The following is a 9,524-nucleotide window of genomic DNA, read 5'->3' as shown; positions in this document are numbered from 1 at the left end:
TTTCGCGTCGTCTTGTGGGTGGTGGTGACCGTCGTGGTGATCGCCTTCGTGATGTGGCACGCCGCGCGCGTCCGCCGCGACCCGACCCGCAGCCCGACGTTCGAGATCGACCAGCGGAAGCGCCGCGACGGTCTCCACCTCAACATGGAGGGAGGTACTGAACTGACGGGTCGACAGAAAACGGTGCTCGCGGTTTTCTTCCTCGGGATAGTAATTCTTGTTTGGGGTGTATTGCCCAAGTCACAGGCATTTGACGTCCCATTCGGCTACACCATCACCATCCACGGGTTGTCTTACTATGTCGGAGGGCCCCAGTGGTATATCAATGAAATCGCTGCTCTCTTCGTCGCGCTGGGAATTTTGATGGGGGCCATTGGTGGTCTTGGGGCGAATGGCACGGCGCGGGCGTTCATGGTCGGTGCCAAAGACCTCGTCGCGACGGCCGTCATCATCGGCCTCGCGCGCGGCATCCTGGTCGTGATGCAGGACGGGCAGGTGATCGACACGATCCTCCACGCCCTCGCCTCGGGGCTGGAGGGCACCGGCTCGGCAGTGGCGGCGATGGCGATGTTCGCGTCGCAGACCGTCATCAACTTCTTCGTCCCGAGTGGGAGCGGGCAGGCCGCGCTCACGATGCCGCTCATGGCCCCGCTCTCCGACCTCGTCGGCGTCACCCGGCAGACCGCCGTCCTCGCCTTCCAGATGGGCGACGGCTTCACGAACATGATCATCCCGACGAGCGCCGTCCTGATGGGTGCGCTCACCCTCGCCGACGTGCCGTGGCAGACGTGGGCGCGGTGGATGCTCCCGCTCCAGCTCGCCCTCTTCGCCCTCGGCCTCGCGGTCCTCGCCGTCGCTGTGTCGATAGGGTGGGGAGCGGTGTAGCCCGTGCTGCCGGACTTAGCCGAAGAAGCTCAACACGTCCACGCCGACCACGAATACGGCGATGACCATGAGGACGACAGCCAAGACGGCCATCGAGGCGGCGGTGATTTGGGTGATGCGGCGTTTTTCCATGAGGGCGAGAGGGGAGAAAGGCTGGTCTTTCTAGTCAGTCCTCGACGTTGTCGATCTGGGCTTTCTGGAGGGTGCCGGAGTAGTCGACGTAGACCGTCTTGGTCTCGGTGTAGAAGTCGAAGACCTCCCAGCCGCCTTCGCGGTGACCGTTGCCGGTGCCCTTGACGCCGCCGAACGGCATGTGCGCCTCGGCCCCGATCGTCGGGCCGTTGATGTAGGTGATCCCGGCCTCGATGTCGCGCATCGCGCGGAAGGCGCGGGCCACGTCTCGGGTGTAGACCGCCGACGAGAGGCCGTAGGGGACGTTGTTCGCCACCTCGATGGCCTCGTCGAAGTTCTGGATCTTGATGACGGAGAGGAACGGGCCGAAGACCTCCTCCTTCGCTACCCGCATCTCGGGCGTTACGCCGGTGAAGATGGTCGGCTGGAAGAAGTGGCCGTCACTCAGCCCGTCGCCCGTCGCGCGCTCGCCGCCGAGGGTGAGGGTTGCGCCTTCCTCTTGGGCGATCTCGACGTAGCGCTCGACTTTCTCAATCGCCTTGCCGTTGATCATCGGCCCCATCTCGGTGTCGTCGTCGTTGCCGTAGCCGAGCGTGAGGGCCGAGGCGCGCGCCTTCAGCATGTCGACGAGTCGGTCGTGCACGTCCTCGTGGACGATCAGGCGCGAGGTGGCGGTGCAGCGCTGGCCCGTCGTGCCGAAGGCACCCCAGAGGAGGCCCTCGACGGCGAGATCGAGGTCGGCGTCCTCCATCACGATCATCGGATTCTTGCCGCCCATCTCGAAGCTGAAGCGCTTGTGCATCCGCCCGCAGACGGCACCGATGTGCGAGCCGGTCTCGGTCGAGCCGGTGAAGGTGATGACGTTCGTGCCCTCGTGCTCGACCATCGCCTGACCGACGTCGCCCGCGCCCTGGACGAGGTTCACCACGCCGTCCGGGAAGCCCGCGTCGATCATCGCCTGGACGAGCAGGCGGCCGCTGTTCGGGGCGTCCTCGCTCGGCTTGAAGACGACTGTATTGCCCGCGAGCAGGGCGGGAAACATCTTCCACGTCGGGACCGCGACCGGGAAGTTCCACGCCGTGATCACGCCGACTACGCCAATCGGGAGACGGACCGACATGTTGAACTTGTTCGACAGTTCGCTCGGGACGGTGTAGCCGAAGAGGCGACGGCCTTCCGTCGCGGCGTAGTAGGCGGTGTCGATGGCCTCCTGCACGTCGCCCTTTGTCTCAAAGAACGGCTTGCCCATCTCGCGCGTCATCGCGTGGGCCAGGTCCGACTTGCGCTCGGTCAGGATGTCGCCGAGGCGGCGGAGGATGTCGCCGCGCTGCGGGGCGGGCATCAGCCGCCAGCCGTCGTACGCCGCGCGCGCCGCCTTCACCGCCGCGTCCACGTCCTCGGCGGTCGACTTCGGGAAGTGGCCGATGAGGTCGGACTGCCGGGCGGGGTTGCGGTCCTCGAAGGTCTCGCCGGAGGAGGCGTCGCGCCACCGGCCGCCGATGTAGTTCTGGAAGGTTTGGACGGCCGTATCGGTACCGTTGGTCGCGAGGGTTTCTGCCATGATCTCAAACGTGATGCGGGGGAAAGGGAGTGCGCCGCGTTGGGCGAGTGGGTAACTTACCGGTACCTCGCCCGCCGGGTCCGTCCGCTTTCCGTGGATTCCAGCGTGCGAGTGTGGGGGTATGGGAGGATGGGGGAGTACGGTGCTCTCGACCCTCATGCTGAACCCTCGCGCACTCACACTCTCAAACCTTTAGCCCCATGCAAGTCCTCGACCTCGAAGCCCGCCTCTCGGAGCGCGTGCGCTCCGTCCCACCCTCCGGCATCCGCCGCTTCTTCGAGATCGCGGGGACGATGGGAGACGTGGACCCGCCCCTCGTCTCGCTCGGCATCGGCGAGCCCGACTTCGTCTCCCCGCAGCCGGTGATCGACGCGGCGAAGGCGTCGCTCGACGCGGGCCGGACGGGCTACACGGCGAACGCCGGACTGCCCGAACTGCGCGATGCGATCAGCGAGGAGATCGACCGGCTCTACGGGGTGAGCTACGACCCCGGCAGCGAGATCCTTGTCTCGGTCGGGGTGAGCGAGGCGATGCAGCTTGCGATGCTGGCCCTGCTCGGACCGGGCGACGAGGTCCTGATCCCCGAGCCCTGCTTCGTGAGCTACGGCCCGACGGCCAAGTTCGCCGGGGCCGAGGTGGTCTACGTCCCGACGCGCGCCGAGCACGACTTCCAGGTCACCGCCGAGGACATCGAGAGCCGCATCACGCCGCGCACGAAGCTGCTCTTCCTCGGCTACCCCAACAACCCGACCGGGGCCGTGCTGCGCCGCGAGACGCTGGAAGCGATCGCCGAGGTCGTCGTCCGGCACGACCTCCTCGTGCTCTCGGACGAGATCTACGACCGGCTCGTCTACGGCGAGGCCTACAGCGAGGGCCACACCTGCCTGCCGTCGATTCCGTCGCTGCGGGACCGGACGGTTCTGCTCGGCGGGTTCTCGAAGGGCTACGCGATGACGGGCTGGCGGATCGGCTATTGCTGCGCGCCGCCGGACATCCTGAAGGCGATCTACAAGTGCCACCAGTACGTCGTCATGAGCGCGCCGACGATGGGGCAGATCGGAGCCGTCGCCGCGATCCGAGAGTGTCAACCGCACGTCGAAGAGATGCGCCAGGCTTACGACGCCCGCCGCCGCGTGATCGTGGACGGCCTCCGCGCCGCCGGCCTGCCGACGTTCGAGCCGGAGGGCGCGTTCTACGCCTTCCCCGACATCACCTCGACCGGCCTCTCGTCGGAGGACTTCGCGCAGCGGCTCTTGCAGGAGGAGCACGTCGCCTGCGTCCCCGGCGACGCCTTCGGCCCGAGCGGGACGGGCTACCTCCGCTGCTCGTACGCGACGAGCCTGGAGAACGTCACCGAGGCCGTCCGCCGCATCGGCGCCTTCGCCGAGCGCGCCCGCGCCGAGTAATCCTTCCACCCCTCCGCTCCTCCTGATGCGCTTTGCGTTCCTGCTCCTACTCCTAGCCTCCTCCACTGCTGCCCGGGCTCAAACCGAATACATCCTGGATGGGCGACCCAGTGCAGGGTTCGGTCTGGCGCTGCTGACCGGAGACGGGCAAAGTGGGTTCGGGGTCGGGCTGGAAGCCCTTGCGACTCCCCGGCTTGGTGCTTCACTGACTTACTCCAGTACGACGGCCGAGGTCACCGAGGACTTCGGCGGGCCCAGCGAGGTCGAAGCGCGTGCGTTCAGTGTCGGACTGCGGGTGTATCCGGGACGGCAGGGCCTCGATGGACCGGTGACCGTCGGCCTGGGAATTGGCATTGGAAGGTTGATGGAGGCGGAGGCCCTGGCGCTCAACGTCGGCGCCGTCCTGGCTAGAGCATTTGGGCCGCCCGAAGCAGGTATTCTCTTCGTCCCTAAGCTCGAACTGGGGCTCGTGCTGGCGCTCTCGGAGGCCGCGGCTGCCGCTGCGCAGACCCTGAGCGCTGGACTAGGTGTGGGGCTGCAGGTCAGCCCTGGCACTTTTCTGACGTTGCAGCCCTCAGCCGCTATCACCCTCAACAATCAGGAGACGGACCTGCTCCTCGTCGGTACCGTCGGCTTGAGTATTGCCCTCCAGGGGGATGGGACTTCAGGGGGGTAGTTTGAAGTCCCCACGTACTAGGCCTCGCTCTCGCAGCGTCTGTCTATCTGAATCGCTCCCTCATCCCGGTCCCCTGCTCATGCGCGTCTCGCTCTTCGCCGCTGCCCTCTGCCTCACCCTCGCCGCCTGCTCGTCCACGCAGCAGGTCTACGAAGTCACCGAGGTGGACCGCCCGCCCGAGTTCGAGCGCGACACACTCGTCGTCGAGGACCCGGCCGGGGTGACCTACGTCCTGCCCGCCGCCGTCACGCCGGACGTGGCCCCGGACCGCAGCGTGGACATCCTCTCGACGGCGCTCGACCTCGCCTTCGGCTTCGAGGACGAAACGGTGCAGGGGACGGCGCGGCACACGCTCACGCCGCTCCGTAGCGGTGTAGAGTCGTTCTATCTCCACGCGGCCGACATGGAGATCGAGAACGTCCGGCAGATCGGCGAGCGCGGGGTGGGGCACGGCTACGAGGGCGACCGCCTGACGGTCACGCCCGCCACGCCGCTCGCCATAGACTCGGTCTACACGTTCGAGATCGACTACCTCGCCCGCCCGACGCTGGCCGGGCAGGGGGCGCTCGGCGACGGCGGCTCGGGCCTCTACTTCATCGACCCGTCCGGCACCGACCCGGGCCGCCCGACGCAGCTCTGGACCCAGGGCCAGGCCGAGAGCAACCGCCGCTGGTTCCCGACCTGGGACTACCCCAACGACCGGATGGGCTTTGAGATTTCAATGACCGTCCCGGACTCGCTCGTCACCGCTGCGAACGGCGCGCTCGTCGAGCAGACCGACCTCGGGAGCGGGATGCGGCGCGACCGCTACGTGCTCGAGGGCGACCAGGTCGCCTACCTCGCCGCCGTCGCCGCCGGGCCGTTCGCGGTCGTCCGCGACTCGGTGATGAGCGTGGACAGCACGGCGATCCCGCTCGCCTACTTCGTCGAGCCGGAGTTCGAGGAGGCGGTGCCGCGCATCTTCGGCGAGACGCCGCGCATGATGGAGGTTTTCGAGGAAAAGTTCGGCGTGCCCTACCCCTGGCCCGACTACAAGCAGATGGCCGTCCGCGACTTCACCGCTGGCGGGATGGAGAACACGACGATCACCCTCCTCTTCGAGCACATCCAGACCGACGAGCGCGCCTACCTCGACTACACCGGGCGCGACCTCATCGCCCACGAGCTCGCCCACCAGTGGTTCGGCAACCTCGTGACGACGAAAGACTGGGCCAACCTCGCGCTCAACGAGAGCTTCGCGTCGTACTTCGAGGAGGTCTACCTCGAAGAAGCCTTCGGCCGCGCCGAGGCCCAGGCCCACGGCATCGCCGACCGCGACGGGTACTTCGCCGAGGCCGAGCGGCACCGCCGCCCGATCGTGTGGTACGGCTACAGCGCCCCCGACGGCATGTTCGACCGGCACACCTACCAGAAGGGCGGGCAGGTGCTCAACCAACTCCGGTTCGAACTCGGCGACGACGCGTTCTGGCGCGGGATGCAGCACTACCTCACCAAGCACCGGTACGGCAGCGTCGAGATGGCCGACTTCCGCATCGCGATGGAGGAGACCTCGGGCCGCAGCCTGCGACGCTTCTTCGACCAGTGGTGGCACCGGCCCGGCCACCCGGTGCTCGAAGTCGAGCAGGCCTACTTCGCCGGGTCGAGCGTCTACACCGTGCAGGTCGTCCAGCGCCAGGACCTGGCGAATGCGCCGACGTTCGCCTTCGAGACGAACATCGAACTCAACTACCCGAACCAGCCGCGCGAGGTGCGCCGCGTCCGCATCGCACGCGCCGACACGACGCTCCGGTTCTCAGTCCCCGAGGCCCCGAGCTTCGTCCGCTTCGACGAGGGCAACTGGACCTTCGCTGACATCCTGCTCCGGCAGCCGCTGGCCGAGACGCTCGTGCAGGCCGTCGAGGACGACGAGATGGCGGGGCGCTACGACGCCGTCGTGGCCCTCGCCGGGCGCGACCTCAACCTGCAGGTGCGCGAGGTCCTGCTTCGCGCCGCCACGGAGGACGCGCACCCGCTCGTCCGCGAGCGCGCCGCCGGAGCCCTCGAACCCTACGCCGGCATCCCCGAAGTCACCGAGACGCTCGCGCAGCTCGGGCAGGCGGACGAGACGCCAGCCGTGCGCCGCGCTGCGCTCCGCAGCCTCGCCGAGGCCGACTCGGCAGCCCTCGTTCGGCCTGCCCTGCGCGCGGCCCTGGACGATGCGTCGTATCTCACCCAGGCCCAGGCGGTCCGGCTCTACGCCAAGCGCTTCCGCGACGATGCCTTCGACGCCGTGCAGCCCCTCCTCGACGCGCCGCTCTCGTGGCGGGGCCGCGTGGAGCAGGCACTCGTCGAGGTCATCACCGAGTACCGGCTCGGCGGGGTGGCCGGGGCCGAGTACCTCGCGGCGCAGACCGACGTGCTGCGCCCGGATCCTGTCCGCCTGAGCGCCATCGAGGGCCTTCTGGTTCTCGGTCGGCGGGACGAGGACATCCGCATGTTTGCGGCCGGGGCGCTCGCGGCGCGCGTCGGCGACCTGCGCCCGGCCGTGCGCGAGGCCGTAGCCGAGGCCCTCGGCGAGATCGGCGACGCGGCGGCGCTCGAAGCGCTCGAAGCCCAGGCCGAGGTGGAGCGCGACGCGGACGTGCAGGCGGCCCTGCGCGGGGCTATCGAGCAGCGCAAGAAAGGCTCCACGCAGGTGGGCAGCGGCGAGTAGCGCCTATCTTGCCGACGCACCCGACCCGCGATGCGATGAACAGAGACGACTGGACCGGCCTCGGCGTGAGCCTGGCGCTACACGCACTCGTCCTGCTTGGCTTCGCCGTCGTCTCCGGGGCCGCGCCGCCCGAGCCGCTCGGCCTCGTCGAGGTCGAGTTCGGCCCGTTCGAAATGGCGCAGCCCGCGACGCGCGCCGAGACGCAGCGGCCCGCGCCGACGACCCCGCGCCCCAACCCGCAGCCCACGCCGCCGCGCCCGGAGCCGACCTCCCAGCAGACGAAGCCGGTCAAGCTCCCCGACCCGCCGCCCGCGCAGGAAAAAGAAACGGTCCCTCCGCCGACGCCGGAGGAGACCACGCCCGAGCCGGAGCGCGAGACCCTCCCCGAGCAGCCTGTCGCCGACCCCGCGCCCATCGACCAGACCGGCGGCAACCCGGCGGGTACGGTCGGCTCCACGTCCGAAGAAGGCGACGAGGGGACGGGCACCACGCGCCGCGCGCCGTACTCGATTGACGGCCTCAACCGGACGCCGCGCCGCGCGCCGCTGCCGCAGAACCCCGGCGGCGTCGGGACGGTGACCGTCCGCGTGACCGTCGCGCCGAACGGCGGGGTAGCCCAGGTGCTCATCCTGCGCCGGGCCGGGCCGGCGCTCGACCGCGCCGTGCAGGACGCCGTCCGCGGCTGGACGTTCAACCCGCTCCCGCCCGCCGCGCCGCAGGAGAACCAGGAGGGCACGATCACCTTCTTCTTCAGCCTGGACTGACGCTGGAAGCGGGCCCCTCAGTTTTATGCGTCCTCATCTCCAGGGTTGAACGCACGGTCTACGTCCTGCGCTTCGTGGAGCACGCGCTGCACGTCGATTCCGTCGTCGAGCGGTTGATAGAAGACGACATGGCGACCTACGGGAAAGCTCCTGAGCCCGGTTGCCAGTTCGGGTCGCGCCCGCCCGAGGCCGGGGTTCTCGGCGAGTAACTCGAACGCCTTGTCGATCTCCCGAATTCGCTTGTCGGCACCGGCTACGCTTCGGGCAGCGATGTAGTCCCACAGGTTTAGAGATCGAGGCGTGCTTCTGGAGTCTGCTCGATGCGAGGCATCAGGACTCCCCCTCGCGCCTCGCGCGTGCCTCGGCCAAAAACACGTCGAGGTCCCAGGGTGTAGAGACGCCGCTTGTGCGTCCTTCTTCAATGAGCCGCCGCAACTCCTGCAGCTTCGCCTCCCGGAGCATCTCGCGCTCGCTGAAGAGGCGCAGGCTGTCGCGCACAACCTCGCTGGCGGAAGCGTAGCGCCCTTCCGCAACGACCTGGCTGACGAGTTTCTTCTGCTCGTCGGTGACGGTGACGTTCAGGCTCTGCATAGGCTTAGGACGAATGGACTACGATAGCGTTCAGTGTCATTAAATGGCATCAGTTTCCAAGAGATCTCACCTTGAGCTCGGACGGACCCGGCCTGCCCCAGGGACCTTTCGCACCGAGTGGCCGTGTAGGGGGAACCCCTTTCTACTCACCACTTCCAGGAGGACCTCATGGCTGGCAAAAAGATTCTCATGCTCGTCGGCGACTTCGTCGAGGACTACGAGGTGATGGTGCCGTTCCAAGCGCTCCAGATGGTCGGGCACGCCGTCCACGCCGTCTGCCCCGACAAGGAAGACGGCGGCAGCGTCAAGACGGCCATCCACGACTTCGAGGGCGACCAGACCTACACCGAGAAGCCCGGGCACAACTTCGCGCTCAACGCCACCTTCGACGCGGTCGACGAGGCCGACTACGACGCGCTCGTGATCCCCGGCGGGCGCGCCCCCGAGTACCTCCGCCTCAACGACCGCGTGCTCGACATCGTCCGCCACTTCGACCGCGAGAACAAGCCCATCGCCGCCGTTTGCCACGGCGCGCAGATCCTCGCCGCCGCCGGCATCCTCGACGGGCGAAGCTGCTCGGCCTACCCCGCGTGCGGCCCCGAAGTCACCCGCGCCGGCGGCCGCTACGCCGACATCGACGTGACCGAGGCCGAGGTCGACGGCAACCTCGTCACCGCCCCGGCCTGGCCTGCCCACCCGAAGTGGCTCGCCGCCTTCCTCGACGTGCTCGGCACCCGCATCGAGCACGCCGAACCGGCGATGGCCTGACACGCATCAACGTGTACCCTGCGAGGGCGGCCGGTCGGTCGCCCTCGCA

9 protein-coding genes are annotated in these 9,524 nt (G+C 68.3%); 6 read left to right on the top strand and 3 right to left on the bottom strand.

The window, feature by feature from the left end:
* The coding region (locus tag AAGI91_10785; GenBank protein MEM1043101.1) for a TIGR00366 family protein at positions 1-885 on the top strand (885 nt) is incomplete at its 5' end.
* A 166-nt stretch (positions 886-1,051) separates the two neighbouring features.
* Here AAGI91_10785 and AAGI91_10780 read toward each other — a convergent pair.
* The gene (locus tag AAGI91_10780) at positions 1,052-2,578 is read right to left on the bottom strand and encodes an aldehyde dehydrogenase family protein (protein MEM1043100.1); all 1,527 of its coding nucleotides are present in this window, start codon (positions 2,576-2,578) and stop codon (positions 1,052-1,054) included.
* Positions 2,579-2,778: 200 nt separating this feature from the next.
* On the opposite strand from AAGI91_10780, the gene AAGI91_10775 reads away from it, so the two are divergent.
* From AAGI91_10775 to AAGI91_10760, 4 genes are all read left to right on the top strand, one after another.
* A complete protein-coding gene (locus AAGI91_10775) occupies positions 2,779-3,984 on the top strand; it encodes an aminotransferase class I/II-fold pyridoxal phosphate-dependent enzyme (protein MEM1043099.1) in 1,206 nt (401 codons plus the stop codon).
* A gap of 25 nt (positions 3,985-4,009) precedes the next feature.
* Positions 4,010-4,660 carry a hypothetical protein gene (locus tag AAGI91_10770; GenBank protein MEM1043098.1) on the top strand — a complete coding sequence of 217 codons (651 nt, stop codon included), beginning with the start codon at positions 4,010-4,012 and terminating at the stop codon, positions 4,658-4,660.
* A 79-nt stretch (positions 4,661-4,739) separates the two neighbouring features.
* Positions 4,740-7,352, top strand: a complete 2,613-nt coding sequence (locus tag AAGI91_10765) for a M1 family aminopeptidase (protein MEM1043097.1) — start codon at positions 4,740-4,742, stop codon at positions 7,350-7,352.
* A 35-nt stretch (positions 7,353-7,387) separates the two neighbouring features.
* A complete protein-coding gene (locus tag AAGI91_10760) occupies positions 7,388-8,116 on the top strand; it encodes a TonB family protein (protein ID MEM1043096.1) in 729 nt (242 codons plus the stop codon).
* Positions 8,117-8,139: 23 nt separating this feature from the next.
* Here AAGI91_10760 and AAGI91_10755 read toward each other — a convergent pair whose 3' ends face one another.
* Positions 8,140-8,538 carry a type II toxin-antitoxin system RelE/ParE family toxin gene (locus AAGI91_10755; protein MEM1043095.1) on the bottom strand — a complete coding sequence of 133 codons (399 nt, stop codon included), beginning with the start codon at positions 8,536-8,538 and terminating at the stop codon, positions 8,140-8,142.
* The gene (locus AAGI91_10750; protein MEM1043094.1) at positions 8,447-8,707 is read right to left on the bottom strand and encodes a type II toxin-antitoxin system ParD family antitoxin; all 261 of its coding nucleotides are present in this window, start codon (positions 8,705-8,707) and stop codon (positions 8,447-8,449) included. Before AAGI91_10750 ends, AAGI91_10755 begins: the two co-directional genes overlap by 92 nt.
* Before the next feature lie 168 nt (positions 8,708-8,875).
* On the opposite strand from AAGI91_10750, the gene AAGI91_10745 reads away from it, so the two are divergent.
* On the top strand, positions 8,876-9,475 hold the full coding sequence (locus AAGI91_10745; protein MEM1043093.1) for a DJ-1/PfpI family protein: 600 nt from the start codon (positions 8,876-8,878) through the stop codon (positions 9,473-9,475).
* The last annotated feature ends 49 nt before the right edge of the window (positions 9,476-9,524 follow it).

The sequence above is a fragment of the Bacteroidota bacterium genome (genome assembly GCA_038746285.1).
In the GTDB taxonomy this organism is placed as follows: domain Bacteria; phylum Bacteroidota; class Rhodothermia; order Rhodothermales; family JANQRZ01; genus JANQRZ01.
Note: the sequence above shows the minus strand (reverse complement) of the source record. Positions and strands in the feature narration are given on the sequence as shown.

What these genes read in the sequence shown, in the direction of transcription:
- AAGI91_10780 (MEM1043100.1), bottom strand. Translation starts at nt 2,578, where the DNA reads ATGGCAGAAACCCTCGCGACCAACGGTACCGATACGGCCGTCCAAACC.
- AAGI91_10760 (MEM1043096.1), top strand. Translation starts at nt 7,388, where the DNA reads ATGAACAGAGACGACTGGACCGGCCTCGGCGTGAGCCTGGCGCTACAC.
- AAGI91_10750 (MEM1043094.1), bottom strand. Translation starts at nt 8,707, where the DNA reads ATGCAGAGCCTGAACGTCACCGTCACCGACGAGCAGAAGAAACTCGTC.
- AAGI91_10745 (MEM1043093.1), top strand. Translation starts at nt 8,876, where the DNA reads ATGGCTGGCAAAAAGATTCTCATGCTCGTCGGCGACTTCGTCGAGGAC.
- AAGI91_10765 (MEM1043097.1), top strand. Translation starts at nt 4,740, where the DNA reads ATGCGCGTCTCGCTCTTCGCCGCTGCCCTCTGCCTCACCCTCGCCGCC.
- AAGI91_10775 (MEM1043099.1), top strand. Translation starts at nt 2,779, where the DNA reads ATGCAAGTCCTCGACCTCGAAGCCCGCCTCTCGGAGCGCGTGCGCTCC.
- AAGI91_10770 (MEM1043098.1), top strand. Translation starts at nt 4,010, where the DNA reads ATGCGCTTTGCGTTCCTGCTCCTACTCCTAGCCTCCTCCACTGCTGCC.